Origin of the sequence: Aquincola tertiaricarbonis (assembly GCF_023573145.1) — a bacterium.
Taxonomy (GTDB): Bacteria; Pseudomonadota; Gammaproteobacteria; order Burkholderiales; family Burkholderiaceae_C; genus Aquincola; species Aquincola tertiaricarbonis_B.
Window position 1 is genome coordinate 2,102,211 of record NZ_CP097635.1, and the last position, 26,554, is coordinate 2,128,764.

21 protein-coding genes are annotated in these 26,554 nt (G+C 70.3%); 8 read left to right on the forward strand and 13 right to left on the reverse strand.

All coding sequences use genetic code 11. The features are described 5' to 3' along the window. Positions 1 to 79 precede the first annotated feature (79 nt). From MW290_RS09650 to MW290_RS09675, 6 genes are all read right to left on the reverse strand, one after another. A complete protein-coding gene (locus MW290_RS09650) occupies positions 80 to 835 on the reverse strand; it encodes a response regulator transcription factor (RefSeq protein ID WP_250194454.1) in 756 nt (251 codons plus the stop codon). Continuing rightward, complete coding sequence (locus MW290_RS09655) at positions 820 to 2,706, reverse strand: sensor histidine kinase (RefSeq protein ID WP_250194455.1); 1,887 nt, start codon at positions 2,704 to 2,706, stop codon at positions 820 to 822. The genes MW290_RS09650 and MW290_RS09655 overlap by 16 nt, the downstream gene beginning before the upstream one ends. 175 nt (positions 2,707 to 2,881) lie before the next feature. Beyond that, positions 2,882 to 4,237, reverse strand: a complete 1,356-nt coding sequence (locus tag MW290_RS09660; protein ID WP_250194456.1) for a type II toxin-antitoxin system HipA family toxin — start codon at positions 4,235 to 4,237, stop codon at positions 2,882 to 2,884. Positions 4,238 to 4,241: 4 nt separating this feature from the next. Continuing rightward, positions 4,242 to 4,508, reverse strand: a complete 267-nt coding sequence (locus MW290_RS09665) for a helix-turn-helix domain-containing protein (RefSeq protein WP_250194457.1) — start codon at positions 4,506 to 4,508, stop codon at positions 4,242 to 4,244. A 59-nt stretch (positions 4,509 to 4,567) separates the two neighbouring features. Then, entirely contained in the window at positions 4,568 to 5,725 is a 1,158-nt protein-coding gene (gene alr / locus MW290_RS09670) for an alanine racemase (protein WP_250194458.1), read from the reverse strand. Next, a complete protein-coding gene (locus MW290_RS09675) occupies positions 5,718 to 7,004 on the reverse strand; it encodes a D-amino acid dehydrogenase (RefSeq protein WP_259373438.1) in 1,287 nt (428 codons plus the stop codon). The genes alr and MW290_RS09675 overlap by 8 nt, the downstream gene beginning before the upstream one ends. Positions 7,005 to 7,191: 187 nt before the next feature. Between MW290_RS09675 and MW290_RS09680 the strand changes: the two genes are divergently transcribed. Together MW290_RS09680 and MW290_RS09685 are read left to right on the forward strand one after the other, a co-directional pair. Then, positions 7,192 to 8,730: a sigma 54-interacting transcriptional regulator gene (locus MW290_RS09680; protein WP_250194460.1), complete on the forward strand. Its 1,539-nt coding sequence runs from the start codon at positions 7,192 to 7,194 to the stop codon at positions 8,728 to 8,730. Positions 8,731 to 8,821: 91 nt separating this feature from the next. Further along, the gene (locus MW290_RS09685) at positions 8,822 to 10,360 is read left to right on the forward strand and encodes a Fic family protein (RefSeq protein ID WP_250194461.1); all 1,539 of its coding nucleotides are present in this window, start codon (positions 8,822 to 8,824) and stop codon (positions 10,358 to 10,360) included. 13 nt (positions 10,361 to 10,373) lie between these two features. Here MW290_RS09685 and MW290_RS09690 read toward each other — a convergent pair whose 3' ends face one another. The 7 genes from MW290_RS09690 to MW290_RS09720 form a co-directional block, all read right to left on the reverse strand. Then, positions 10,374 to 10,850: an SH3 domain-containing protein gene (locus MW290_RS09690; protein ID WP_250194462.1), complete on the reverse strand. Its 477-nt coding sequence runs from the start codon at positions 10,848 to 10,850 to the stop codon at positions 10,374 to 10,376. Positions 10,851 to 10,930: 80 nt separating this feature from the next. Further along, the gene (locus MW290_RS09695) at positions 10,931 to 12,250 is read right to left on the reverse strand and encodes a hemolysin family protein (RefSeq protein ID WP_250194463.1); all 1,320 of its coding nucleotides are present in this window, start codon (positions 12,248 to 12,250) and stop codon (positions 10,931 to 10,933) included. A gap of 118 nt (positions 12,251 to 12,368) precedes the next feature. After that, a complete protein-coding gene (locus tag MW290_RS09700; RefSeq protein ID WP_250194464.1) occupies positions 12,369 to 12,749 on the reverse strand; it encodes a hypothetical protein in 381 nt (126 codons plus the stop codon). 46 nt (positions 12,750 to 12,795) lie between these two features. Beyond that, positions 12,796 to 13,812: a TRAP transporter substrate-binding protein gene (locus MW290_RS09705; protein ID WP_250194465.1), complete on the reverse strand. Its 1,017-nt coding sequence runs from the start codon at positions 13,810 to 13,812 to the stop codon at positions 12,796 to 12,798. 26 nt (positions 13,813 to 13,838) lie between these two features. Continuing rightward, positions 13,839 to 15,131 (reverse strand): TRAP transporter large permease, encoded by a 1,293-nt coding sequence (locus MW290_RS09710; RefSeq protein ID WP_250196641.1) that lies wholly within the window; start codon positions 15,129 to 15,131, stop codon positions 13,839 to 13,841. Positions 15,132 to 15,146: 15 nt separating this feature from the next. Further along, positions 15,147 to 15,656 (reverse strand): TRAP transporter small permease, encoded by a 510-nt coding sequence (locus MW290_RS09715; protein WP_250194466.1) that lies wholly within the window; start codon positions 15,654 to 15,656, stop codon positions 15,147 to 15,149. Between the two features lie 3 nt (positions 15,657 to 15,659). Next, entirely contained in the window at positions 15,660 to 16,160 is a 501-nt protein-coding gene (locus tag MW290_RS09720; protein ID WP_250194467.1) for a gluconokinase, read from the reverse strand. A 217-nt stretch (positions 16,161 to 16,377) separates the two neighbouring features. On the opposite strand from MW290_RS09720, the gene gntR reads away from it, so the two are divergent. The 6 genes from gntR (at position 16,378) to MW290_RS09750 (ending at position 26,445) form a co-directional block, all read left to right on the forward strand. Continuing rightward, positions 16,378 to 17,421, forward strand: coding sequence for an HTH-type transcriptional regulator GntR (gntR, locus tag MW290_RS09725; RefSeq protein ID WP_250194468.1), 1,044 nt, complete (start codon positions 16,378 to 16,380; stop codon positions 17,419 to 17,421). 86 nt (positions 17,422 to 17,507) lie between these two features. Further along, positions 17,508 to 18,125: an RNA polymerase sigma factor gene (locus MW290_RS09730; RefSeq protein ID WP_250194469.1), complete on the forward strand. Its 618-nt coding sequence runs from the start codon at positions 17,508 to 17,510 to the stop codon at positions 18,123 to 18,125. After that, positions 18,122 to 18,817 (forward strand): hypothetical protein, encoded by a 696-nt coding sequence (locus tag MW290_RS09735; RefSeq protein WP_250194470.1) that lies wholly within the window; start codon positions 18,122 to 18,124, stop codon positions 18,815 to 18,817. The genes MW290_RS09730 and MW290_RS09735 overlap by 4 nt, the downstream gene beginning before the upstream one ends. After that, positions 18,814 to 22,026, forward strand: coding sequence for a CHAT domain-containing protein (locus MW290_RS09740; RefSeq protein ID WP_250194471.1), 3,213 nt, complete (start codon positions 18,814 to 18,816; stop codon positions 22,024 to 22,026). Before MW290_RS09735 ends, MW290_RS09740 begins: the two co-directional genes overlap by 4 nt. A gap of 88 nt (positions 22,027 to 22,114) precedes the next feature. After that, on the forward strand, positions 22,115 to 22,750 hold the full coding sequence (locus MW290_RS09745; protein WP_250194472.1) for a helix-turn-helix transcriptional regulator: 636 nt from the start codon (positions 22,115 to 22,117) through the stop codon (positions 22,748 to 22,750). A gap of 95 nt (positions 22,751 to 22,845) precedes the next feature. Then, a complete protein-coding gene (locus MW290_RS09750; protein ID WP_250194473.1) occupies positions 22,846 to 26,445 on the forward strand; it encodes a beta strand repeat-containing protein in 3,600 nt (1,199 codons plus the stop codon). Positions 26,446 to 26,554 lie beyond the last annotated feature (109 nt).

Consider the following 26,554-nt stretch of genomic DNA (forward strand, 5'->3'; position numbering starts at 1 on the left):
CAATGTAAAAAGAGGTTTGTCGGCTATCTAAAGTTACCTAAAGCATCCTGGTGAACGAGGCAATACCCTGAAAGCGGGGTCATCCGGTGATGGTCAGCGGCACGCAAAGCCGGTATCCGTGCCCGCGCACGGCCTGCAGTGCCGGCCGCGCGGCACCGGCGTCATGCAGCTTGTGCCGCAGCTGGCTGATGCGCACATCGAGTGTGGCGCGCTCGTCGAGGCGGTTGTCCAGGCCCATGTGTGTCGCAACCTGCCAGCGACTGAGGGTCTGCGTCTCGGCCTGGGCCAGCGCCGCCAGCAAGGTGGTCTCGGCCCGCGTGAGCGCGACGGCCGTGTTGGCTCCCTGGAGGCGTTGCTGGCGCACATCGAGCCGCAAGCCGTCGGCATCGGGCGCCGCGGGGCGCAAGCGATGTCCCAGCGCCAGCACGGCGGCCAGCAGTTCGTCCGGGTCCACGGGTTTGGGCAGGTAGATGTCGGCCCCGCTGCCATAACCGGTGACGCGGTCGCCGATCCGGGTGCGGGCCGTGGTCATGACGATGCCGACCGACGGGCGCGCTGCGCGCAGGCGCCGGGCCAGCACAAAACCGTCTTCGCCCGGCAGCCCCACATCGATCACGTACAGGTCGGGCAGGGTGGCCAGCAACAGGGTGTCCACGTCCTCGGCGCAGACAACGCCCACCGCTCGGTGGCCATGGCCATTGAGCATGGCCACCGTGGCTTCTCGCAGCAGATCGTGATCTTCGACGACGACGATGCGCAGCGGGACGGCGCCGGCCTGGCCTTGGGTGCCTGCGCCCAGCGGCGCAGCGTCATGGTCACTCAGGCCGGCAGCCACAGGCGGAACCGGATCTGCTCCGGCGTGGGTTGGTAGCGGATGTGGCCTTGCAGCCGCTGCACCAGGCCCGCCACGAGGTACAGCCCCAGGCCCGAGCCGGTGCTGCGGCGCGCGAAGGGGTGGCGGTAGTACTTGGTGAAAAGCTGTGCCGCATCGGGCCAGCCGGCGGCGCCTGGCAGGTTGGCCACGTCCACGGCAAATCCGGCCCGTGGATGGGCCGGGTCCTGCGAGTCGTCCTGCGGGGTCAGGGACACCTGCACGGTGCTGTCGGCAGGGCTGTACTTGCAGGCGTTGTCGATCAGGTTGCCCAGGATGATGCGCAGCCATTGCGGGTCGGCGCGTACCGTCGCTGAGCCGGGCGCAGACCTGTCGGCGTACGACAGCGCAAGCCGCTGGGTGTCCAGCCGGGCGCTGGCCAGCTCCAGCAGCGTCTGCCACAGATCGCACTCGGTCCATTGCGGCTGCAGGCCTTCACCGTCGAGTTGGCTGGCCTGTGCGCAACGTTCCAGCAAGCCGTTCATGTCGGCCAGCGAGCGCTGCATGCTGTTGAACTGCTGGGGTGAAGGCGGGCCTTCGCCCAGCAGCATGCGCACGGTGGCCAGCGGCGTGCGCATCTCGTGCACCAGCATGCCGACCAGGCGCTCCTGTTCCTCGCGGTGCAGCCGCTCCTGCTCTGCCCGCGCCTGGGCCGCCGCCAGCGCGCCGACCGCGCGCGCCTGCATGCCGGCACGCACATTGAGCAGCACCATCATGACCAGGCTGGACTGCAAGCCGTGCACGAACAGCGCATACATGGTCAGCGGCCCCCCCTGGAGCAGGCCCAGTTGCAGCGCTGCGGCCGACGAAAGCGCGACAAAGTTCAGCGTGCTGTACACCGCCAGCACCTGCGGTGGCAGGGTCACGGCCAGGGGCTGGTCCGGCGGGCGTCGGCGCGCCAGCATGAAGAGCACGCAGGCCAGCAGGATCAGCAGCCAGGCAATGACGATGTTGGCCTGCAGGGCGGCCGAGGCGTGGCCGACGAACTGCATCACCACCAGCAGTGGAAGCAATGCCGCCAGCCCCCGCAGAACGTGCATGCCCCAGCGCGGCACCTGGTAGCCGGCCAGCAGCGTGAGCTCGAACCAGATCGAGGCCGTGACCACCCCCACCACGAGCACCGAGGTGAGGCGGTCGATGGCCGGTGCGGACAGCGCCGCTCCCAACACGGCGGGCCCGTACCCCAGCAGCAGGAACGCCCACGAGAACGTGGAGGCCTGCTTGACCGCGAACACCGCCATCACGCGGTCGCGCAGGTGAAACCACTGCAGCACGGCCCATGGCAGCGGGGCGCCCAGCAGCAGCAGAAACGCCCCCTGCACCCAGTCGGCGCGCCGTTCTTTCGCCTGCGCGTCTTCAGGCGACAGCGCCTGCACGCTCAGCAGCCGCGTGCTGCTGGTGGACAGGCGCAGCCAGACATGGCGGGGCGCCTGGCCACCGGGCACGGTGAAGCGGATGGCGCGGTCACGGGTGCCGGCCTCAGGGGGGTGGCGGTCACCCCGTACCAGCACCTGCGCCAGCAGCGGATCGTGCAAGGCGATCTCGTCGAGGTAGGTGGGCAGGATGCGCAGCACGGTCGACCCCGGGGCCGGTGCCAGCCGCAGCCGCACCCAGATGGCGCAGGCGCCATAACCCTGCGCCAGTACCCCCTCGTAGCGAGTGAAGTTCTCTTGCCGCAGGTCTTCGAAGCGGGTGGCCTTGGCCTGTGCGTGGCAGGGCTCTTCCCAGAACGCCGGGTCGGAGGCGCGGTCTTGCTGGGCCAGCGCCAGCGCAGGCAGCAGCACGCACCAGAGCGCGAAGAGCCGCGCCGCCGCCCGTGCCACGAGCTGGCGCATCGACCGCTTGTCCGCGGCCAACCCGTTCACCCCCGCCATCGCATTCGACGTCACGCTGCCCACCGCTCCTCAAGGTCATACTCTTCCAGCTCAAGCTGTACTGCATGCCCATGACCTTGCCGGTCGGCTGGCCCGCGATGCTACCCGCTGCGCCGGCGGTGGCGGGCGCAGCCGCTCAAGCTGCAGCGCCCAGGCGTCTTGCAGCCCCCGCCAGCCCGCTGAAGATGCTGGCGGCCACCCGCTGCGGGAACCACGCCGGCAACTGCCCCTGCACCGCGGCGATGACGGCCGGGGTGCGGGCCACCAGCTCGTCGATCAGCGCCTCCACGCCCCGCCCGTCTTCGGTGGTGATGCCGTGGCGCATGCCTAGCGCCACCCAGTGCCGGCGGTGGATGTCGCGCATGCGCCAGTGGGCGTTCTTCGAGCGCACGGCCATGGCCATGCGTGCCCGGTGGGCTGAGATGCGGGCGGGCCCATCGCCCAGCACCGGGTAGGCCGACAGCACGTCGTACAGCGGCGTCAGCTGGTAGCGGCCACCAGGCCGCAGGAAGAGGCTGAAGTTCTTGGCATGGCCATCGGTGGCGCACAGCATCCAGAACAACAGCTGCGCCTGGAAGAAGTGGCGCCTGTCCTGCGCCCGTTCGGTCGAGCCATCCAGCACGCCCAGGATGCGGTCCATCCCCGGTCCGCCGTCGGCCTCGTATTTGGCTTCCGGCGGCACGCCAGTGGCCTGGCACAGGTCTTCCTGGGGCAGGCGCAGCAGGCGCTGCGCGCCCCGGGGTGGCGACCTCCAACTGCGATCAAAGCGCTCGATGCCCAGCACCTTCACGTCCTCGAACTGCAGCGGGTGGCAGGTGGCCACCGGCAGGCCGAAGGCCTTCAGGATGAGCGCGCACAGCCACTCGTTCTCCACCGAGTCGCGCAGATCGAGCCGCATGCCGCCCACCAGCCCCAGCGGCAGCTTCAGGATGTGGCTGGTGGGCGTGCTGCCGCGGGGCAGGCACCACTGGCCGCCGTGCCACAGCAGCGCGGTTTTTTCCTGGGCGCCGGCGATGGAGATGCGGAAGTCCTCGTCGTCGGTGCCGCGGCCCAGGGCCTGCGGCGTGGTGGCGCTGCGCAGCAGCTGGGCCACCTGGGCTTCGGTCAGCGGTTCGGCTTTCACGGGTGCCACGCCGTTGGAGCTCTGGTCGTCGGGCAGGATCTCCAGCGCACCCACGCAGTCGCGGCCGATCTCGGCCAGCAGGTCGAAAGCCGAGGTGGAGCCGACGCCGAAGCGGCGCGCCAGGCGCTCGCGGATGTCGCGGCTGTCGGGCAGCAGGTTCTCGAAGTACGCGCGCACCGCTGGGCCGCGGTGGGGTGCGTTGCCGGGCAGAAAGGGCAGGGACAGCGACAGTGGGCGCCCGGCTTCGGACTGCAGCCAGGCCGGGTCGTACTGCAGCAGGTCGGGGGCACTGGGCGCCAGGGTCCAGCGGCCGACACGCTCCCCGTTCATCCAGAGCCCCAGCGTGCGGTGGTGCGACAGACGGCCCATGGCCCTACCAGGGAGGCGTCTCGGCCACCGACAGTGGTGCCTCGGCGTCTGGGTCGGGCTGGGTCAGCACCCATTCCACGCCCAGGATGTGCAGCAGCTTCAGCAGCCGGGCGGCGCCCACGGTGTCGGCATTGCGTTCCAGCGCCGAGTACGTTTGCTGCGTGACGCCCAGGCGCAGCGCCACCTCACGCTGCGTGAGGCCTGCCTGCTTGCGAAAGGCCTGCAGCAGCGCGGGCAGCTGGTCGGCCGTGCGAAGGTGAAACTTCTGCATACAGCGTTTGATTTGTTTTCCGCGTTTACAGCTTTCAGGCTGTATCCACAGAATACATATCAAAGGCTGTGCGTGCAAGCCTCTGCGCCCAGGTACCGCCGCGCATAGCGGCTGCCCAGGCTGGTCAGCACCTCGTAGCCGATGGTGCCGGCGGCGGCGGCCACCTCGTCCACCGTCAGCTGTTCGTCCAGCAGGTCGAGCAGGCTGCCCTCCTGCAGCGCATCCGGCGGCAGGTCGGTGGCATCCACCGTGATGGTGTCCATCGACACCTTGCCCACCAACGGCAGCACCTGGCCGTTGAAGCGCACAGCACCGCGGTTGCTCAGGCTGCGCAGCCAGCCGTCGGCGTAGCCGGTGGCCAGGGTGGCGATGAGGGTGGGGCGCTGCGCCGTCCACGCATGGCCGTAGCCCACGCCGGTGCCGGCCGCAATGTGGCGCAGCTGCAGCACCTTGCTGCGCAGCCGCACCACCGGCCGCATCGGGTTGGGCCGGCCGGCCATCGGCGCCACGCCGTACAGCGCGGCGCCGGGGCGCAGCAGGTCGTGGTGGTAGGCGGCGCCCAGCCACACGCCCGACGAATTGGCCAGGCTGGCCGGCGCGGCCGGCAGCCGTGCGCGGGCGGCGGCAAAGCGCTGCAGCTGCTGGGCATTGGTGGGTGCCTCGGCCTGCTCGGCGCTCACCAAGTGGCTCATCACCAGCTGCAGGTCCACGCCGTCGAGCTGATGCAGGTCGGCAGCCAGGCGGTTGAACTCATCGGCCGGCATGCCCAGCCGGGCCATGCCGGTGTCCATCTGCAGCGCGGCGGGCAGCCGGCGGCCCAGGCCACGGGCCAGCGTGGTCCAGGCCCGCACCTGGGCCAGGCTGTTGAGCACCGGCACCAGGTCATGGGTCACGGCTTCCAGCTCGCTGCCGGGCAGCAGGCCGTGCATCACGAACAGCGTGGCATCGGCCGGCAGCAGCGGCCGCAGCGTGATGCCTTCGTCCAGGTGGGCGACGAAGAAGCGGCGGCAGCCGGCGGCATACAGCGCCGTGGTCACTGGCGCGGCGCCCAGGCCGTAGGCATCGGCCTTGACAACGGCCGCGCAGTCAGCGCGGCCGTGGGCCTGCTGCTTCAGCAGCCGCCAGTTGTGCACGATGGCGGCCAGGTCGACGTCCAGCCAGGCGCCGGCGTTCACCTGGGCGCGGCTGGCGGCGGGCAGGGCGGGGCGGTCATGCATAGCGGTCCAGGCCCATGCCTTCCATGTCGATCTCGGGGTTCTTGCCGCTCACCAGGTCGGCCAGCACGCGGCCAGTGCCGGCGGCCATGGTCCAGCCGAGGGTACCGTGGCCGGTGCTCAGCATCAGGTTCTGGTAGCGGCAGGCGCCCAGGATGGGCGTGCCGTCCGGCGTCATCGGGCGCAGGCCGGTCCAGAACTCGGCCTTGGCCACGTCGCTGCCACGCGGGAACAGGTCGGTCAGCACGAATTCCAGCGTGCGGCGGCGGCCGGCTTCCAGGTCGAGGTTGTAGCCCGACAGCTGCGCCGTGCCGCCCACGCGGATGCGGCTGCCCAGCCGGGTGACGGCCACCTTGTGCGTCTCGTCCATGATGGTGGACTCGGGCGACAGCGCCGCATCGGTGATGGGCACGGTGATCGAGAAGCCCTTGACCGGGTACACCGGCAGCTGCAGCCCCAGCGGCTTGGCGATCAGCGGCGAATAGCTGCCCATGGCCAGCACATAACGGTCGGCGGTGAAGCGGCCGCGGCTGGTCTGCACGCCCGTCACTTGATTGGCCGCATGCTCGATGGCCTGTACGCTGACGCCGAACTCGAAGGTCACGCCCAAGCCACGTGCCAGCTCGGCCAGCCGCTGCGTGAACAGGAAGCAGTCGCCGGTCTCGTCGCCCGGCAGGCGCAGGGCGCCGACGAACTTGTCGGCCACGTCCTTCAACGCCGGTTCGTACTGCAGGTAGCCGGCGCGGTCCAGCAGCTGGTAGGGCACCTGGTACTGCTGCAGGATCTCCACGTCCTTGTCGGCGCCGTCCAGCTGCTTCTGGGTGCGGAACAGCTGCAGCGTGCCCTGCGTGCGCTCGTCGTAGACGATGCCGGTGTCGGCGCGCAGCTGCTTCAGGCAGTCGCGGCTGTACTCGGCCAGCCGCACCATGCGCGCCTTGTTGATGCGGTAGCGTTCTTCGGTGCAGTTGCGCAGCATCTGCGCGCCCCAGCGCCACATGGCCGGGTCCAGCATGGGCTTGATGACCAGCGGGCTGTGCTGCATCAGCATCCACTTGATGGCCTTGATGGGCACGCCGGGGCCGGCCCAGGGGGCCGAGTAGCCGGGCGACACCTCGCCGGCATTGGCAAAGCTGGTTTCCAGCGCGGGGGCCGGCTGGCGGTCGAGCACCGTGACTTCATGCCCGGCCTTGGCCAGGTAGTAGGCCACCGACACGCCGATGACACCGCTTCCGAGGACCAGGACCTTCATGGGTTGCGAACCTTTATGGTGGTAGCCGGCCATCCGGCGATGGGCAACAACAGCGCAAGCCGCGTGCCAATGGCGCTGTCATCGGTGCATCAAGCACTTGCAAGCGGCGGCGTGGCCAGCTGTATGGAAATCGTGACGATGCCTGCGACGATAGCCGCTTTTTGCGTGTAGATTTCGTGCCACTGTCACGTTTTCATTCCACCTTGGCGCGTCACCTTCCATGCGTTTGAAGATCACCTTCGTCGACCGTGTCGGCATCGCCCAGCAAATCCTGGCGGTGCTGGCCGCCCGCGCCCTGGACGTGGTGGCGGTGGAGGTGGATCCGCCGCAGATCTACCTGGAGGCGCCCGGCCTGCTGCCCGCGGCCTACCCGGCCCTGCGCGATGCGCTGCTGGCGGAAGTGCCCGGCGTGCAGCAGGTGGACGAACTGCAGATGCTGCCCGGCGCCCGCCGCCGGCTGTACCTGGATGCATTGCTGGCCTCGCTGGCCGACCCGGTGCTGGCGGTGGATGCCCAGGGCTGCGTGGTGGTGGCCAACCCGGCCGCCGCGCAGGCCAGCGGCCAGCCGGTGCAGGCGCTGCAAGGCCTGCCGCTGCAGGCGCTGACGGGTGATGCGCAGCTGGCCCAATCGCTGGTGGATCACGACTACAAGCTGCCGGTGGCCGAGGTGCAGGTGGGCGGCCAGGCCTATTTGATGGAGACGGTGGCGCTGCATGAGCCCGGCGGCGGCGTGGCCGGCGCGGTGATCACGCTGCACGCGCCGCAGCGGCTGGGTGAGCGGCTGAGCGCGCTGCACAACTACAGCGCGGGCGGCTTCGAGACACTGCTCGGCCGCTCGGCCGCCATCCGCCAGCTCAAGCAGCGGGCTGCGCGCATGGCCTCGGTGGATGCGCCCTTGCTCATCCGCGGTGAAACCGGCACCGGCAAGGAACTGGTGGCCCATGCCTGCCATGCCGGCAGCCGCCGCCATGCGCAGCCCTTCTTCGCGCTCAACTGCGCGGCGCTGCCGGAAAGCCTGGCCGAGAGCGAGCTGTTCGGTTATGCGCCCGGCGCCTTCACCGGCGGCCTGCGCGGCGGCCGGCCCGGCATCCTGGAGCTGGCCGACGGCGGCACGCTGTTCCTCGATGAAGTGGGCGAGATGTCGCTGTACCTGCAAGCCAAATTGCTGCGCTTTCTCAACGACGGCAGCTTCCGCCGCGTGGGCGGCGACCGCGAGCTCAAGGCCGACGTGCGGCTGATCAGCGCCACCCACCGCCACCTCGAGGACATGGTGGCCGCCGGCAGCTTCCGGCAGGACCTGTTGTTCCGCCTCGACGTGCTGCAGCTGGCCGTGCCACCGCTGCGTGAGCGCACCGAAGACATCCTGGTGCTGGCCCAGGTGTTCCTGGAACGCGCCTGCACCCAGGCTGGCCGCCCGCCCGCGCGCCTGAGCCGCGCCGCCACCCAGGCGCTGCTGGGCAACCCGTGGCACGGCAACGTGCGCCAGCTGCAGAACGTGATCTTCCGTGCGGTGACGATGACGGACGCGGCCGTCATCGACGCTGGCGACCTGGAGCTGGCCGACGCCGCCACCGCCGCGCCGCCGCCCACCGACGACGACAGCATCACCAGCCTGGACGACGCCGTCTCGCGCTACGAACGGGCGCTGCTGCAGCGGCTGTGGCCGCAATACCCCTCCACCCGCCGCCTGGCCGAGCGGCTGGGCACCTCGCATTCGGCGATTGCGCAGCGGCTGCGCAAGTATGGGATTCCGGGGTGAGCTCCCGTCATCGAAATCTTGACGGTGTGGGCGAATCTAATCAGTATCTTGGCGACCTCACTGTTTTCTTGGCTGCGCCGCCGCTTCCTACATGCCTGACCCCATCGGTTACCGCTGGCTTGCCGAACGCTACGCTGTCGCCGCCGTTCAGTCTTTCCGCACCACCAGCACGATCGGAAAGTCGCGTGCAACGGTGCGTGAAAACGGGTATGTCCACCAGCAGTATCCGCCTGTTGCACGCCCCGCAGCTTCGTTGGTGGGGCACCTCACTTTCGCCCTTAAACATGAGGGCGTTCACCTGGAGTTCCTGGCTAGGCTGTTCGATGTAGTGCCTGCAGCAGAGCTGGAAGCCTGGGTCGCTGCGGAGCCCACCGGGCAATATGCGCGTCGTGCCGGTTTCTTCTACGAGTACCTCACGGGGCGTCTGCTTGCGGTAGCTGATGCGGGCGCGGGCAACTATGTGATGGCGCTGGATGAAGAGCGATACCTGACCGCCGCCCGGGCCATCAACTGCCCGCGCTGGCGGGTGCGCGACAACCTGCCCGGCTCGCGCGAGTTTTGCCCCATGGTGCTGCGCACGCCCGCCGTGCGGCAGGCCGAGGCCTACGTCTGTGCAGACCACCTGGCCGATCTGGAGGCGGAGTTCGGCGCTGACATCCTGCAGCGCAGCGCCGTTTGGCTGACGGTCAAGGAAAGCCGCGCCAGCTTCGCCATCGAGCACGAGGAGCGGCATGTGGACCGCGTGCGCCGCTTTGCCGCCGCCATGGAGCGGTGGTGCGGCCGGCATGAGGCCCCGCTTTCTGACGCTGCGCTTGAAGAACTGCAAGCCGAGATACTGGGGCCACGCGCCACGCGTTTTGGCCTCAGGCGCTCACCGGTGTTCGTGGGCGAAGTGGATGGGTTCCGCGAGGTCGTCCACTACATCGCGCCGCACTGGGACGACGTGCCGCAGTTGCTCGCCGGCCTGCGCGACTGCGCGGCGCGGACCGTGGGCCGCGCCGCGCTGGTCCGCGCCGCGGTGCTGTCGTTCGGCTTTGTCTACATCCACCCGATGTCGGACGGCAATGGTCGCATCTCGCGCTTCCTGGTCAACGACGTGCTGCGGCGGGACGGTGCCGTGCCCGAGCCGTTCATCCTGCCGGTGTCGGCGACCATCACCAGCTCGGTGATCAAGCGCCGGGGCTACGACCAGGTGCTCGAGCTGTTCTCGCAGCCCTTCATGCGCCGCTACACCGATGCCTGGCGCTTCGGGCCTGAGCTTCGGGCTGAGGATGGCGTGCGCTACAACCTGCAGTTCGACCGATATGCAGACGCATTGCACGCCTGGCGCTATCCCGATCTCACCGATCACGTCGAGTACCTGGCCGACATCGTGCGCGTCACCATCCAACAGGAGATGCGCAAGGAGGCCGACTACCTGCGCAGCCTGCGGATTGCGCGCGAGCGCGTGAAGCAGGTGATCGAAGGCCCGGACGTGGACATCGACCGCATCATCCGTTCAGTGCGCGACAACGGCGGCCAGGTGTCCCACAAGCTGGCCAAGGAGTTTCCCGCGCTGGCCGATGAGCGCACGGCGCAAGCGCTGGTCGCGGCGCTGCAGGATGTGCTGCCGCGTGCTTCGGTCGAGTGAGCATGCGCCCCTCTCACCACCCCCACAACAGCCGCTTGGCCACCCAGCCGCGCTGACCGGATTCGCGTTCCACGCGCACCCAGCCCTCCTGCTTGCCGCGCGTGCGCAGCACCTCGTAACGCGGCAGCTGGGCCAGCACCTTGAAGCGGGTGCCCGGGCCGCTGCGCAGGCGGGCCACGTCGGCGCGCACCACGTGGTGGGGCGTGCGGCCGGTGAGTGAGCGCGCCACCCAGGCGCGGTCGTTCTCGAAGTCCTGCACCCGCAGCCACCGGCCCTGATGGCCGACCACCTTCAGCGGGTAGCCCCGCGTCACCTCCCACAGCACCTCGGCATTGGCGCGCGGCCCGGCGCGCAGGTTCACTGCGCTGCCCTGGATGCTCACCATCTGTTGTGCGGTGGCGGGCAGGGTGGGGGCCAGCAGGCCGACGGCGGCTGCGGCCAACAACAGCGGGCGGACGAAGGCGGTGCGGGGAAGGTGGAACGACAGCATCGTGCGGGGTACTCCTGGGGGCATCGAGGCCAAGGCGGCCACCGCAGGGGGAAGGCCGCGCCGCACGAAAGTTCCGGGCTTTACCCGACGGTCTCGGCCTCGGGGTCTTCGGTGGCCTCGCGCAGCCGGCTGGCCAGCACCTTGTCGATGGTCTTGCCGTCCATGTCCACGATCTCGAAGCGCCAGCCTTCCCACTCCACCACATCGGCCACCTTGGGCAGGCGGCCCGACAGCAGCATCATCATGCCGCTGACGGTGTGGTAGCGGCCGCGCTCCTCTTCGGGCACGGTCTGCAGCTCCAGCCGGTCCTTCAGCTCGGGCACCGGGATGTGCCCGTCCAGCAGCCAGCTGCCGTCCTCGCGCTGCACCGCCCAGGCGGTGGCCGGGTCGCGCGGCTGGAATTCGCCGGTGATGGCCTCGATCAGGTCCTGCAGCGTGGTGATGCCCTGCACCTCGCCGTATTCGTCGATGACGAAGGCCATCTGCGCGCCCGACTCGCGGAAGTTGTCCAGCAGCTCCATGCCGGTGATGGTCTCGGGCACGTACAGCGGCGTCTGCAGCGGCTGGGTGGCCAGGTCGCGCTCGCCGCCACGCAGGGCCTGTGTCAGCCACTGGCGGGCGTTGACGATGCCCAGCACCTGGTCCAGCCCGCCGCGCACCACCGGAAAGCGCGCATGGTTGGAAGACTCCATGCGCGCCAGGTTGGCCTCGAAGGGCAGGTCCACGTCCAGCGCCACCACGTCGGCGCGCGGCACCATCAGCGAGCCGATCTGCCGGTCGTCCAGCCGAAACACGTTGCGCAGCATCGCGTGTTCGTGCGACTCGATGATGCCGGCGGTGGTGCCCTCGGCCAGCATCGCGTGGATCTCCTCCTCGGTCACCGGGCTGCCGCTGGTCTCCTTCACGCCCAGCAGCTTGAGCAGGCTGCGGGTGGACACCGACAGCAGCACCACGAAGGGCTTGGTGGCCACGGCCAGCCAGTGGATGGGGCGGGCCACCAGGCGCGCCAGCGTCTCCGGGCTGCTCTGGCCGATGCGCTTGGGCACCAGCTCGCCGGCCACGATGGAGAAGTAGGTGATCAGCACCACCACCAGGCCGGTGGCGGCATAGCCGCTGTAGGGCTGCGGCACGCCGATGCCGCTCAGCCATTCGGCCAGCGGCGCGGCCAGCGCGGCTTCGCCCACGATGCCGTTGAGCACGCCGATGGAGGTGATGCCGATCTGGATGGTGGACAGGAAGCGGGTGGGGTCTTCTCCCAGCTTCACCGCGGCGGCGGCGGAGGCATCGCCCTCATCGATGAGCTTTTGCAGCCGGGCCTTGCGGGCGGTGACCAGCGCGATCTCCGACATGGCAAAGAGGCCGTTGAGCACGATGAGGGCGAAAAGTATGGCGATTTCCATGGTGGGGGCAGCGGGCCGCGGCAAGGCGCGGCGAGGGGACGGAGACAAGGGTGGCTGGCGGCAGGGCGCCGCCAAGGTGGTGCCGGTGCGCGGCGTGCGCGCCGGCTGCAGGCAAGGCTCAGGCCCGGGCCGGCAACGAAGCGCTCGGGCGCGTGGGGGCGCCGGCGCGGGGTGGCCGGTGCGGGCTTTCAGGCACGTGCGTGGACCAGGCGGCCGCACGGTGGCTGGCGCTGGTCTGGGGCAGCGCGGGCAAGGGGGGCAGGCCGGGCGCCGCAGGGGGCAGGGCCGGCGTGTCGGTGGGCGCGTCGCCCAGGGCCTGGGCGGGCTGGTCGTCCAGGTGGTGGTCGGCCACCGAGCCGTCGTCGGTGGCATCAGAGCCCGGCACGGGCAGCGTGGCCGTGGCGTCGTTGGCCACGGGCATCAGCAGCGATTCATGTGCCGTGGCACCCGACCACAGCAGCACGAACGCGAGGAACAAGGCCAGCAGGCGTTTGCACATCAGGGGGTGGAGTGTAGGGCCCCACCCCCGGCCGGCCGCTGCGGGCTTACTTGCCGCCGCGCAGCTTGGCCAGTTCGGCCTGGGTTTCGTTCCACAGGTCCATGCCCACGGTGGTGCCGATGCTGGCATTCACGCGGGTGAGCTTGTCGCGCATGCGGGCGGCTTCGGCGGGCGGCAGTTCGTTGATCTGCATGCCCTTGGCCTTCAGGTCGGCCAGCGCCTTGGCGGCTTCCTCGCGCGTGTCCTTGCGTTCGAAATCGCGGCTGGCGATGGCGGCGTCGCGCAGCACCTTCTGCTCGTCCTTGCTCAGGCCGTCCCACCACTTCTTGCTCACCGTGACGATCCACGGGCTGTACACGTGGTTGGTGATGCTGAGGTACTTCTGCACCTCATAGAACTTGCTGGACAGGATGGTGTTGTACGGGTTCTCCTGGCCGTCGACCGTGTTGGTTTCCAGCGCGCTGAACAGCTCCGAGAACGGCAGCGGCACCGCGTTGGCGCCCAGCAGCTTGAAGCTGTCCAGGTACACGTTGTTCTGCATCACGCGCAGCTTGACGCCGTTCAGGTCTTCCATCTTGGCGACCGGGCGCTTGCTGTTGGTCAGGTTGCGGAAGCCGTTCTCCCAGTACACCAGGCCCACCAGGCCCTTCTCCTCCAGCTTGTCCATCACCTTGCGGCCGATGGGGCCGTCGAGCACGGCGTCGGCTTCCTTCACGTTGTTGAAGAGGAAGGGCGTGTCCCACAGCGCCATTTCCTTGGTGATGCCCACCAGCGTGGCGGTGGAGCCGACCATCATCTCCTGCGCGCCGCCGATCAGGGCCTGCTGCATCTGGGTGTCGGGGCCCAGGGCGGCGGCGCCGATCGCACGCACCTTCATCTTGCCGCCCGAGCGCTTGGCCACCTCGTCGGCAAACACCTTGGCGGCGCGGCCCTGGTTGCTTTGCTCGTTCAGGCCGTAGCCGAAGCGGATCAAGCGCGGCTTGATGTCCTGGGCCTGGGCCAGGGCGGGTGCGAGGCTGGCCACGCAGGCGGCGGCCAGCAGGGTGCGGCGGATGAAGTTCATGCTTGTCTCCTACTAAAAAAGAACGGTCAACGCATCCAGGCCACCGGCGCGGTGACGATCTGGGGGAACACCACGAACAGCGCCAGCAGCAGCGTGTAGGTGATGAGGAAGGGATTCACGCCCTTGATCACCTGGTGCAGCGGCAGCCGGCCCACGCCGGCCACCACGTTGAGCACCGTGCCCACCGGCGGCGTGATGAGGCCGATGGCGCCGTTGAGGATGAACATCAGCCCGAAGTACACCGGATCGATGCCGGCCTTGACGGCGATGGGCAGCATCACCGGCGCGAAGATCAGGATGGTGGGCGTGAGGTCCAGCGCGGTGCCCACCAGCACCAGCACGATCATCATCACCGCCATCAGCAGCCGCGGGCTTTCCACCAGCGGGCCCAGCCAGCCGGTGAGCACGCCCGGCAGGTCGGCCAGCGTGATCATGTAGCTGGCCACCTGGGCGCCGGCGCACAGGAACATCACGATGGCGGTGGTCTTGGCCGCGCGCACCAGCACGCCGCGGATCTCGCGGATGTGCATCTCGCGGTGGATGAACAGTGCCACCGCCAGCGCATAGAAGGCGGCCACCACGGCGGCCTCCGTCGGCGTGAACACGCCGCTCTTCATGCCGCCGATGATGATGATGGGCATCAGCAGCGCCCAGAAGGCCTTGGCCGTGGCCTTCAGGCGGTCGGCCATCGGCAGCGGCTCGCCGGCGGGCAGGTCCATCTTGCGCAGCACCAGCTTCCAGGCCACGATCAGGCCCACGCCCATCAGGATGCCGGGCACGATGCCCGAGACGAAGAGCGCCGAGATGGAGGTATTGGTCGTCACGCCGTAGATCACGAAGGGCATCGACGGCGGGATGATGGGCGCGATGATGCCGCCCGAGGCGATGAGGCCGGCCGAGGTGTGCAGCGGGTAGCCCTGGCGCTTCATCATCGGCAGCAGGATGGTGGCCAGCGCGGCGGTGTCGGCCAGGGCCGAGCCGCTCATGCTGGCCATCAGCACTGCGGCACCGATGGCCACGTAGCCCAGGCCGCCCCGGATGTGACCCACCCACGCCTGCGCCATGTCGATGATGCGGCGGCTGATGCCGCCCGAGTTCATCAGCTCGCCGGCCAGGATGAAGAAGGGCACCGCCAGCAGCGCAAAGCTGTCCACGCCGCCCACCAGGTTCTGCGCCAGCAGCTGGGTGTCCCAGAAACCCAGCACCCAGGCCATGCCGGCGCCGGTGAGCACCAGCGCCAGGGCCATGTTCATGCCGATGCCCATCAGCAGCAGCATGCCGCCGCAAAAGACGATGAAGGCCAGGCCTTCGGGGCTCATGTCGCTCATGCTCGTTTACTCCACATCACCGGCATGGCCCAGGTCCAGCGGCTTGCCGCGCAGCAGCTCCAGCAGCGCCATCACGCCGATGGCCACTGCGCACAGCAGCGCCGGCAAGGGCAGCAGCATCACGGGGTAGTTGAGCACCACGCTGCGGCTGTCCATGCCCACCACCACCTGCTGCCAGGCGCCGGCGCCCAACATCACGCAGGCTGCGATCACCAGCAGGCGGATCAGTACCGTCATCAGCTTCAGCACCGCTGGCTTGTGCTGCAGCATGCCCACCAGGCTGGTGAAGGCCATGTGCTCGCCGGCCGGGTAGGCGGCGGTGGCGCCGATGAACACCATCCACACGAACAGCAGGCGCGAGAGTTCTTCACTGGCGTTGATGCCGCTGCCGAAGCCATAGCGCAGCACCACGTTGACGAACACGGCCACGGCCATCACGGCCAGGCACAAGGCCATCGCGTTCTCGATGCCGCGCTGCACGGGGCCGGCGCGGGATGTGTCTTGCGGGGTGCTCATGGCTCAGGCCTCCTCGTGCAGCCATTGGCTGCAGCGCTGCTGCAATTGCGGGATGGGCAGTAGCGCGTCCAGGCGCAGCACGCCCGGCTCGCCCACCGGCGACTCCAGCGTGGCGAACTGGCTGTCCACCAGGCTGGCCGAAAAGAAGTGCGAGCCGGCGCGCGCGGCCACGCGGGCCAGCGATTCGGCGCGGCCGATCTCCAGGAAGGCAAACCGCAGGCCGGGCGCGGCGGCACGCAGCTGCTCGCGGTAGCGGCGTTTGAGGGCCGAGCAGGTGAGCACCACGGGCCCACCGGGCTGCTGCAGCAGCGTGCCCAGCGTGGCCAGCCAGCCCTGGCGGTCTTCATCGGTGAGGGCGATTCCGCGGCTCATCTTGTCGCGGCTTTGCGGGCTGTGGAAGTCGTCGCCTTCCACCAGACGAACGCCTTCGGCCTGGGCCAACGCGGCCGCCAGACTGGACTTGCCGCAACCGGCCACGCCCATCACCACGATCGAATGCTGCATGTTGTGCTGTTCCTGCTGCCGGCCGATGTGCGTTTGGGATAGCGCTATCCGGCCGGCTTCATGAAAGGGCGGTGGCGCGAGAAGGCGCCACCGCCCGGGTGTTGCGTTGCCGATGGTGCGCTGCATCAGGGAGAGCCCTGAGGCGCCCCCGGCTTGGACAGCGCTATCCTAAGCAAACCATGCCGCCACCGCCCACCGTGTTTTCCCTGATCGCGTCATGAACCCCTCCCGACCCCGAGCTACCGGCCGCGTGACGCTGGCCGACGTGGCGCAGGCCGCCGGCGTCAGCCCCATCACCGTTTCGCGTGCGCTGCGCGGCGAGCGTGCGGTGGCGCCCGACCTGGTGGCCCGCGTGCAGGCCGCGGTGCAGCAGCTGGGCTACGTGCCCGACCCCGCGGCGCGCGCGCTCGCCTCGCGCCACAGCACCCATGTGGCGGTGCTCATTCCGTTGCTCACCAACGCCTTGTTCGTCGACCTGCTGGAGGCGGTACAGCTGCAGCTGCGCCGCGCCGGCTACCAGACGCTGATCGGCATCACCCACTACGACCCGGCGGAAGAAGAGCAGCTGCTGCGCGAGCAGCTGGCGCACCGGCCGGCCGGCCTCATCGTCACCGGATTCGACCGGCACGACAGCACCCGCGCGCTGATCGAGCGCAGCGGCGTGCCCTGCGTGCATGTGATGGAAACCTCCGACGTGCCCGGCCAGTACAGCGTGGGCCTGTCGCAGGCCGAGGCTGGCGCCGCGCTCACGCGCCACCTGCTGCAGCGCGGCCGGCGGCGGATCGCCTTTGCGGCGGCTCAGCTCGACCCGCGGGTGCTGCAACGCCTGGCCGGCTGGCGCCGCGAGCTGCAGGCCGCGGGCCTGTACGACGAGCGGCTGGAGTGGCTGAATCCCGCGCCTTCTTCGCTGGCCCTGGGCAGCCGCATGTTCGAGCAGATCCTGGCGCTGGACAGCGCCGCCCACGCGCCCGACATGCCTGCGGTGGACGCGATCTTCTTCTGCAACGACGACCTGGCCCAGGGCGCCCTGCTGGCCGCCGCGCGCCACCGCATCGAGGTGCCCGGTCGCGTGGCGATCGCCGGGTTCAACGACCTGACGGGCAGCGACCTGGCCAACCCGCCACTGACCACGGTGCGCACGCCCCGCAGCGACATCGGCACCGTGGCCACACAAATGCTGCTGCGCCTGATGCGCGGGGAGTCGGTCTCGCCCTCGTCGGTGGACCTGGGGTTTGAACTGGTGGTGCGCGGCAGCACCTGAGCCGGCCGGCAAATACGAGCCGCGGCGCGCCTTCGCCGGGGCAGGTTCCCTTGCTACATTGGGCTGCAAAGCCAAGGGGGAACCGGATGTCCATGTTGACCGCCCGCTCGTTCGCGCAAGCCTGTCGCGATGGCGGGCGCCACATCGAACACTGGCTGCGCGTGGTCGAGCGTGAGCACGGCGCCCGCTTCTACCGTGAAGCGGCGGCCGCGCTGCGCAGCTGGCATGCGGCCGAAGACGTGGTGCAGGACGCCATGGTCAAGGTATGGCTGCGCTGCGCCACCTTCGAGGGCCGCGGCGACCCGCTGGCCTGGATCCACCAGATCGTGCGCAACACGCTGCTGGATGCGCTGCGCCAGCGCCGACCAGCCCAGGAGCTGGCCTTGCCCTCGGACGAAGCGGCCTTGGCCGCGCTGCAGGCCGAAGTGGACGAGGTGCTGCAGCCGCCCGCCGCCACGCCTGAGCAGCAGATCAGCGAGCAGCAGCGCGAGGCCGTCTTCCGCGCCTGTTTCGACGCCTTTGCCAGGGCCCACCCCGAGCACGCCACCGTGCTGCGGTGGGTGGTGGACGACGGCCTGGACAACGCGCAGATCCAGGCGCTGCTGGACCGCACGCCGGGCGCCACGCGCGAATTCATCTCACAGTGCCGCAAGAAGGCGCGTCCCTTTTTTGCGGCCTGGTACCAACTGGTGGGCACACCATGAACTCCCGACACGATCACGCCGAAGACGATCAGCAGTGGCTGGACCTGCTGGCCGGCCGGGCGGTGCCCGGCGCCCCGGCGCCGGTGGTGGCTGAAGCCATGGCCCTGCGCCAGGGCCTGCGCCGCTACCGCCTCGATGCCCCGCCGGCCGCCCTGCCGGCCACCGACGAGCGCCTGCAGCGCCTGCTCGAACGTGCGCGGCAGGCCGGCGTGCTGCCCGCGCCTGCGGATGGGTCTGCTCAAACGCCTGGTGAAACGCCGGCAACGGGCCCGGCCGCTGCGCCCGCTGCCGGCGCCCCGCGCATGCGGCCAGGCACGGCGGCACCGGCACGGCCGCGGCGCTGGCCTGCAGTCGCCCTGGGCCTGGGGCTGGCGGCGGGTGTGGCCGCGTGGTGGGCGGCGCGGCCCGTGCCATCCACCGCGCCACCGCCTTTTGTGCTGCGCGGCGACGGCCTGCTGCAACGCACGGTCGCCGATGGCCCGGCTGCCCAGGCCGAGCGCGATGCTTTGCTGCAGCAACTGCGTCAGCGTGGCTTCGAGGCCGATGCCTATGAGCAGCTCGGCCGGCCAGGCATCGACCTGGTGCTGGTGCAGCCGCTGACCGCGGCGCAGCAGGCCGCGCTGGCCGAACTCGGCATCACGCCGGGCGGCGGACCGCAGCTGCGCATTGAATTCGTGCCGCGGCAACCATGAGGCGCTGGCTCGGCCTGCTGGCGCTGGGGCAGGCGCTGCATGCCGGCGCAGCCGAACCTGGCGCGCTGGACACGGCGGTGGCGCTGCATTGCCAGGCCGTCACCCAGGCCTGGCCTGCCGACCAACCGCTGCAGGTCTTGAACGAGCGGCTGCGCGCGGCGCAGGTCAAGGCCGATCCGTTTGCGCTCGAAGGCGCCTGCCAGGGCCTGCGCCGGGTGCAGGCTGATCGGCCGGGCGATGTGCTGGCCCGGCTGCGCTACCAGTCCGACGTGGCGGCGGCCTTGGTCTGGCTCGGCCGCGCGTCTGAAGCCGTGCCGCTGTTCGAAGCGCTGGTCACGGCCTATCAGGCGGCTGGCCGGCCCACACTGGCTGCCATGAGCGCCGGGATGCTGGCGGTGGTGCACCTGCAACTGGGTGAGAACACGACCGCGCTGCTGTGGTCGACGCAGGCTTTCGAGGCTGGTGCCGAGCCCGACCCGGAGGTGGTCGAGAGCGACCGCATCAGCGCGCGCATCAACCATGTGGTGATGCTTTCCAGCGCCCGCCGCTATCCCGAGGCCGAACGTGCGATCGACCAGCTGTTCGACGAGCAGGACCGGCTGGGCGGCAGCCCGTTGCAGCGGGCGGCCCTGTACGCCCACCGGTCGGTGCTCCAGCGTCGGCAGGGCCGGCTGCAAGAGGCGCTCGCGGCGGTGGATGCCGAGATCGCCCTGCGCCGCGAGCTTTGGCCGCAGGAGCCTTTCACCCTTGTCTCGGCGCTGAGCAACCGTGGCGTGGTGCTGCAGGGCCTGGCCCGCTGGCACGAGAGCGAAGAGGCGCTGCGCGAAGGTGTGGCCACGGCCGACCGTGCGCAGGGACTGGCGCCTGACATCTCCGGCCATGCCGTGTCGGTGCGTGAGCAACTGTCCAGCCTGCTGCTGGCGCGCGGCGACCCGGCTGGCGCGGCCGAGGTGGCGCGGGCCGCCGTGGCGCTGATGGCCGCGCGACCCGAGCGCGATGCCGCTCGCGGTGCCCGCCCCTGGCGGCGGCTGGGCGAGGCGCAGCTGGCCCAGGGCGCGCTGGCCGACGGCCTGGCCAGCCTGCAGCAGGCGCTGCGGCGGCTGGGCCCCGGCAAGACCGATGGCGACACCTTGCCGTTGACCCGCCTGAGCGCGGCCCGTGCGCTGCTGGAGGTGGGCGACACACAAGAAGCCGCCGAGCAACTGCAGCTGCTGGACGCCGACCCTCGCCCGCCGACGCCGGATGAGCAGGCCTTTCGGCACAGCCTGCAGGCCGCCATCTTGCTGCGCCAGGGGGGCGCCGACGGGGTGGCCGCCGCGCTGCGCCACTGGGCTGCCGCCGATGCCGCCCTCGCCCAGGGCCTGCCGGCCGACCATCCGCAGCGCCAGGTGCTGGCCGCGCTGCGCTGTGAATGGGAGCCGGTGGCCTGCACAGCGCCCGAGTCGGCCGCCTTCAACCCCGAGGCGCAAGCCGTCGTGCGCATGGCCCAGGCCCGCCGGCTGCTGCGCACCGGCGGCGCGGCGGGCGGTGAGGCTGCCGCCCAGGCCGCGGAGGACGCCCTGCTGGCCGCCACCACCGCCGGCCAGCCGCGGCTGCAGTGGCAGGCCCTGGACCTGCTGGCCCAGGCGCAGGACCTGCGCGGCCGGCCGGCCCAGGCCATCATGCTGGGCAAGCTGGCCATCGAGCTGCTGCAAGGCCAGCGCGAGGCACTGCTGCCGCTGGGCCGCCAGGCCGATGCGCGCTACCTGGCCGACAAGACGCCCCTGTACCGGCGCGTGGCCGATGGCCTGCTGCGCGCCGGCCGCCTGCCCGAGGCGCGGCTGGTGCTGGACCTGCTCAAGGCCCAGGAGCAGTTCGACTTCGGCCTGCGTGCCGGCCCCGCCACCGCCGCCGGGCCGGCCGAGCTGGGCTACACCGCGCCCGAGCGGGCTGCGCGCCGCCAGTTCGAACTGTGGTTGTCGCAGGCGCCGGGCGCTGAACTGCAGCGGCTGCGCCAGTGGGAAGCGGCGGGCCGCCTGTCCGCCGCCGAGCGGCAGCGGCTGCAAACCCTGGCCGACGCCGAGCGCGAGCGACAGGCTGCGCGGCGGGCCGGGCTGGACGCGGCGCTGGCCCGTCTGCAGGCCGTGCCTGACCGCACGCTGCGGGCGCTGCCCCAGCGCGCCCTGGTGCGCCCTGCGGCCGGTGTGCTGCAGGTGCACACCCTGGCCGGTGACGATGCCCTGAGCCTGCTGTTCGTGCATGCCGGCGGCGCCTACACCCAGCGCCTGCCCTGGGGGCTGGCTGCGTTGGGGCCCGCCATCGCCCGCTGGCGCGACGCCCTGCAGCAGGGCACGCCGCCCGACGCCGATGCGCTGGCCTTGCAGGGCGCGCTGGGGCAGGCGCTGGCGCAGGCTTCTCGGCAAGCCGGTGCGCAGCGCATCGTGCTGGCGCTGGACGGGCCCTTGCGCTACCTGCCGCCCGCCCTGCTGGCCGGCTCGCCGGGGCAGCCGGTGGTGGCCGGCCCGGAACTGGTGGTGCAGGCACCCGGTCCTGCCCTGCGAAGCCCGCCGGCACCCGGGGCCCTGCGTGCGCAGGCCTTCGGCGTCACCCGCGCGCTGCAGGGCCTGCCGGCACTGCCCGGGGTGGCCGACGAGCTGTGCAGCATCGTGCAAGGCAGCGTGGCGGGACTGGAAGATCCGGCCAGCGCCTGCGGCGGCATCGGCACCGGTCCGCTGCCCGGCAGTGGGCACCTCAACGAGGCCTTCACCGAGGCCCAGCTGGTCGGCCTGGCCGGCCAGCAGCCCGAACAGCTGCTGCACCTGGGCACGCACTTCGTGCTGCGCCCGGGCAACGTCTCGCGCAGCTGGCTGCTGCTGGGCGATGGGGCGCGTCTGCACCTCGACCGCCTGCGGCAGCTGCCGCTGGGTCAACCGCGTCTGGTCACCTTGTCGGCCTGCGAAACCGCCGTCGGCGTGCAGGCCGATGGCCGTGAAGTGGATGGCCTGGCCAGCACCTTGATCGACGGCGGCGCCCATGAGGTGGTGGCCAGCCTCTGGCGGGTGGAAGACGCGGGCACCGCCCGCTTCATGCGCCGCTTCTATGCCGCGCTGGCCGCGCACCGGGGCCAGGCCGCCGCCGCGTTGCGGCAGGCCCAGGTCGAGGCGCAGCGCGCGGGCGAGCCGGCGCGCATCTGGGCGGCCTTCGTGCTGCTGCGCCGCGCCGACGCCTGAGCGGCCACGCTGCCCGCCCCCAAGACCGGCCCTGACAACCGGGCGCGGTGTTCGTCTGCGTCGGTACTGCCCACGACTGCCTTGCGACGTGACACCGACGCCTCGACCCCTGCTGCTGCCCGAGCCCTTCGGCCTGCCCCCCGCGGCCCAGCTGCGCCTGAGCCCCCTGCAAACCCTGCTGGCCTGGACACCCTCGGCCCAGCGCATCGTGCGGGCCAACCCCGAATGCTTGTACGTGGCCGAGCGCCGGCTGCAGCTGCTGCCGGCCTCCACGCCGCTGCAGGACGCGCTGCGCTGGGTGTGCGGGCCCCGCAGCTTCGAGCCGCGTGAAACCACGCTCGCCCTGCCGCGCCCCGGGGCTGTGCCCCTGACGCTGCGCATCTCGCGGCACAAGGGCGGGCTCGGTGAGCCGTCGCAGGCGGTGGTGTGGCTGGCCGACCCCGCGCTGGTGGTGCTGGACGAAGGCGCGCTGCGCGGCGCCTTTGGCTTCACCCCGGCCGAGGCCCGCGTGGCCGTGGCCCTGGCCAACGGCGCTTCCGCCGCCGAGATGGCCACCGCCTGGGGACTGCAGGTGAACACCGTGCAGATGCACGTCAAGCGGTTGCTGGCCAAGACCCGGACGGCGCGGCAGGCTGAACTGGTGGGCCTGCTCTGGCGCAGCGCGGTGCAGCGGCTGGTGGACCCCATGGATGCGGGGGGCTGCGAGGCCTGCGCCGATACCTGAACAGGTAACGACAGCGCCAGCAGGGGCGAAACAAACTGAAACGCAGGCGGGCCCTGGAGGCGCGCCCGAACAACCAGCAGCCGGAGAGAGAACTCATGCGCGCAGACCGCACCGTTTCACCCACCCATCGCTCACGCCAACGCCTGCGCCGCAGCGCCATCGGCGTGGCCGTGCTCAACCTGATGGCCCTGACACTGACCCAGCCGGTGCAGGCCATGGACGCCTATTGGGCCGGCGGTGAAGGCTCGTGGACCAGCGGCGCGGCCTGGGTGGACGGCCTGGTGCCGGACTATGCAGACCGGGTCTTCATCGATGCCCTGGTCGATCCGGCTGCCCAATCCATCGTATGGGTGGATGGCGGTGTGGCGGCTTCTCAGGTGTTCATCGGTGCTGGCGACGCCCTGAACATTCGCCAGGGCAGCCTCACGTTGCATGGCGGGCTGGTGAGCAACGACGGCGTGCTGACGGTGCAGGGCTCACCCTATGTGGGCAGCGCATCGTTGAATCTGGCCGCCAGCACCACGCTGGCGGGCAGCGGCAGCACGGTGCTCAGCGATCCCAACTACAGCTACGTCTACGGCAACGGCCACACGCTGACCATCGCTGCCGGCCACACGCTGCGCGGTACCGGTTACGTCGGCATCGACGGCAACATCAACGTCGTCAACCAGGGAGCGGTGATCGCCGAGGGCGGCGTCTTGCGCCTGGCGCTGGGCGGAGGCCGCAGCTTCAACAACGTGGCGGGCACCGTCACCGTGGCCGACGGCGCTACGCTCAGCCTGGACAGCGGCAGCCTCAGTGGCGGCACCATCACCGGCCAGGGCGAGGCTCGCCTGACCGGCGGCGGTGTCTACCGCGATACGCAGCTGGCAGGGCAACTGCAAGTCGCTGCCGGCACCAACCTGTCGCTGGCCGGCACCATCACCAACACCGGCAAGCTGACGGTGCAAGGCTCGCCCTACGCCGGCGGTGCGTCCTTGAGCCTGGCCGCCGACACCACGCTGGCCGGTGGCGGCAGCACGGTGCTGAGCCACCAGTACTACAGCTACATCTACGGCAACGGTCGGACGCTGACCATCGGGCAAGGCCACACGCTGCGCGGGGCGGGTTACATCGGTGCGGACGGCAACATCAACGTTGTCAACCAAGGCAGCGTGGTGGCCGAGGGTGGTGTCCTGTCCTTTTTCGTAGGCAATGCCCAGACGGTGGACAACAGCGCCGGCACCATCAGCGTGGCGGCCAACGGCAGCTTGAGGCTGGAAGGCGGCAAGCTGGGTGGCGGCGTGATCCACGGCGAGGCCGGCGCCTTGCTGGGCGGCAGCGGCCTCTACGAGAACACGCGGCTGACCGGCAGCTTCCAGGCCAATTCCAACCTCAACCTCAAAGACAGCCGCCTGGAAGGGCAGTTGCAGGTGCTGGGCGGCGGCTATGTCGGCCTGGCCGGCACGATCACCAGCACCGGCACGCTGACCGTGCAAGGCTTGCCCTCCGTCGGCGGTGCCTATGTGACCCTCGCTGGCGACACTACGCTGGCCGGTAGCGGCAGCACGGTGCTCGGCGATCAAAACTACAGCTCCATCTATGGCAGTGGCCGCACGCTGACCATCGGGCAAGGCCACACGCTGCGCGGGGCGGGTTACATCGGTGCCGACGGCAACATCAACGTCGTCAACAAAGGCAGCGTGGTGGCCGAGGGAGGTGCTCTGTCGCTATACCTGGGCAGTACTCAAACGGTGGACAACAGCGCCGGCACCATCAGCGTGGCGGCCAACGGCAGCTTGAGGCTGGAAGGCGGCAAGCTGGGTGGCGGCGTGATCCAAGGCGAGGCCGGCGCCCTGCTGGGCGGCGGCGGCATTTACGAGAACACCCGGCTGACCGGCAGCTTCCAGGCCAATTCCAACCTCAACCTCAAAGACAGCCGCCTGGAAGGGCAGTTGCAGGTGCTCGGTGGCGGCTCTGTGGGCCTGGCCGGCACCATCACCAACACCGGCACGCTGACCGTGCAGGGCTCGCCCTCCGTCGGCAGTGCCTACGTCACCCTGGCTGGCGACACCACGCTGGCCGGTGGCGGCAGCACGGTACTCGGCGATCAGAACTACAGCTCCATCTATGGCGGCGGCCGCACGCTGACCATCGGGCAAGGCCACACGCTGCGCGGGGCGGGTTACATCGGTGCGGACGGCAACATCAACGTCGTCAACCAGGGTGCGGTTATCGCCGAGAGCAGCGTTCTGCACTTGTTGCCCGGCGACGGTCGCAGCTTCAACAACGCGGCAGGCACCGTCACCGTGGCCGACGGCGCCACGCTCAGCCTGGACAGCGGCAGCTTCAGCGGCGGCACGATCACCGGCCAGGGCGCGGCACAACTGACCGGCGGCGGCATCTACCGAGACACCCAGTTGGCGGGGCCGTTGCGGGTCGCTGCCGGCACCAACCTGTTGCTGGCGGGCACCATCGCCAACACCGGCACGCTGACCGTGCAAGGCTCGCCCTACACCGGCAGTGCCCATGTGACCCTGGCCGGCGACACCACGCTGGCCGGTGGCGGCAGCACGGTGCTCGCCGATCAGAACTACAGCTCCATCTACGGCAGCGGCCGCACGCTGACAATCGGGCAAGGCCACACGCTGCGCGGTGCGGGCTATGTCGGCAACGACAGCAACATCAACGTCGTCAACAAGGGCAGTGTGGTGGCCGAGGGCGGCCGACTGTCGGTGAGTCCGGGGATCGACCGGACGGTGAACAACAGCACGGGCACCATCACCGTGGCCAATAACGGCGTGTTCAGCCTCGAGAGCGGCACGCTGACCGGCGGCGTCATCCACGGGCAGGGCGGCGCGGAGTTGGCGGGTGGCGGCGCCTACGACAACACCCGACTGACCGGCAGCTTGCGGACGGCATCGAACCTCAACCTCAAGGACAGCCGGCTGGAGGGGCAGCTGCATGTGCTGGGCGGCGGCCGTCTGGGCCTGGCCGGCACCATCACCAACACGGGCACGCTGACCGTGCAGGGCTCGCCCTACACCGGCGGTGCCTATGTGACCCTGGCCGGCGACACCACGCTGGCCGGTGGGGGCAGCACGGTGCTCGGCGATCAGAACTACAGCTCCATCTATGGCAACGGCTACGCGCTGACCATCGGGCAAGGCCACACGCTGCGTGGGGCGGGTTATGTCGGCAACGACGGCAACATCAACGTCGTCAACCAGGGCAGCCTGATCGCCGAGGGTGGGCGTTTGACCCTGCAGATGCAGTCCGGCCAGCGCTTTGACAACACCGCCGGGCTGATCCGCGTTGACGACACCGGCCAGATCCTGCTGTACGGCGATCTGCTGCTGGGCGATGCCTCGCAGCTGGTGTTCGACGTGGCCGGCGTGGGCGGGCAGGCGGCCTGGGGTGGGCTGTCGTGGTATGCGCCGGCCAGCTTCGATGGCACGCTGCGGCTGAACTTTGACGGCTACACGCCGACGGTGGGTCAGCAGTTCAGCTTGATCCAGTACAGCGGCAGCTACAGCGGCGCCTTCGACGCGGCGCTGGCCAACGGCTACACGCTGAGCCTGAGCTATGCCGACAACCTGGTGGTGGCCACGGTCACCGGCGTGTCGCCGGTGCCGGAGCCCGGCACCTGGGCGCTGTGGCTGGCCGGTGCCGCGGCGCTGGGCGCCGTGGTGCGTCGCCGCTCGCGCCAAGACTGATGTGACCCCCAAGCTCGCTGCGCTCGCGCCCCCCGAGGGGGAGCTCAGTCTCTTGGGGCGGCCCGGCGGGACTGAGGTGACCCCCGGCTCGCTGCGCTGGCGGCCCCCG

Bases quoted from the DNA above. Each gene is read 5' to 3' on its own strand.
- MW290_RS09690 (WP_250194462.1), bottom strand. From the start codon at position 10,850: ATGCTGTCGTTCCACCTTCCCCGCACCGCCTTCGTCCGCCCGCTGTTG.
- MW290_RS09740 (WP_250194471.1), top strand. From the start codon at position 18,814: ATGAGGCGCTGGCTCGGCCTGCTGGCGCTGGGGCAGGCGCTGCATGCC.
- MW290_RS09710 (WP_250196641.1), bottom strand. From the start codon at position 15,131: ATGAGCCCCGAAGGCCTGGCCTTCATCGTCTTTTGCGGCGGCATGCTG.
- MW290_RS09720 (WP_250194467.1), bottom strand. From the start codon at position 16,160: ATGCAGCATTCGATCGTGGTGATGGGCGTGGCCGGTTGCGGCAAGTCC.
- MW290_RS09675 (WP_259373438.1), bottom strand. From the start codon at position 7,004: ATGGCCGGCTACCACCATAAAGGTTCGCAACCCATGAAGGTCCTGGTC.
- MW290_RS09695 (WP_250194463.1), bottom strand. From the start codon at position 12,250: ATGGAAATCGCCATACTTTTCGCCCTCATCGTGCTCAACGGCCTCTTT.
- MW290_RS09665 (WP_250194457.1), bottom strand. From the start codon at position 4,508: ATGCAGAAGTTTCACCTTCGCACGGCCGACCAGCTGCCCGCGCTGCTG.
- MW290_RS09685 (WP_250194461.1), top strand. From the start codon at position 8,822: ATGCCTGACCCCATCGGTTACCGCTGGCTTGCCGAACGCTACGCTGTC.
- MW290_RS09735 (WP_250194470.1), top strand. From the start codon at position 18,122: ATGAACTCCCGACACGATCACGCCGAAGACGATCAGCAGTGGCTGGAC.
- alr (WP_250194458.1), bottom strand. From the start codon at position 5,725: ATGCATGACCGCCCCGCCCTGCCCGCCGCCAGCCGCGCCCAGGTGAAC.
- MW290_RS09750 (WP_250194473.1), top strand. From the start codon at position 22,846: ATGCGCGCAGACCGCACCGTTTCACCCACCCATCGCTCACGCCAACGC.
- MW290_RS09660 (WP_250194456.1), bottom strand. From the start codon at position 4,237: ATGGGCCGTCTGTCGCACCACCGCACGCTGGGGCTCTGGATGAACGGG.
- MW290_RS09705 (WP_250194465.1), bottom strand. From the start codon at position 13,812: ATGAACTTCATCCGCCGCACCCTGCTGGCCGCCGCCTGCGTGGCCAGC.
- MW290_RS09715 (WP_250194466.1), bottom strand. From the start codon at position 15,656: ATGAGCACCCCGCAAGACACATCCCGCGCCGGCCCCGTGCAGCGCGGC.
- MW290_RS09730 (WP_250194469.1), top strand. From the start codon at position 17,508: ATGTCCATGTTGACCGCCCGCTCGTTCGCGCAAGCCTGTCGCGATGGC.
- MW290_RS09700 (WP_250194464.1), bottom strand. From the start codon at position 12,749: ATGTGCAAACGCCTGCTGGCCTTGTTCCTCGCGTTCGTGCTGCTGTGG.
- MW290_RS09680 (WP_250194460.1), top strand. From the start codon at position 7,192: ATGCGTTTGAAGATCACCTTCGTCGACCGTGTCGGCATCGCCCAGCAA.
- gntR (WP_250194468.1), top strand. From the start codon at position 16,378: ATGAACCCCTCCCGACCCCGAGCTACCGGCCGCGTGACGCTGGCCGAC.
- MW290_RS09655 (WP_250194455.1), bottom strand. From the start codon at position 2,706: ATGCGCCAGCTCGTGGCACGGGCGGCGGCGCGGCTCTTCGCGCTCTGG.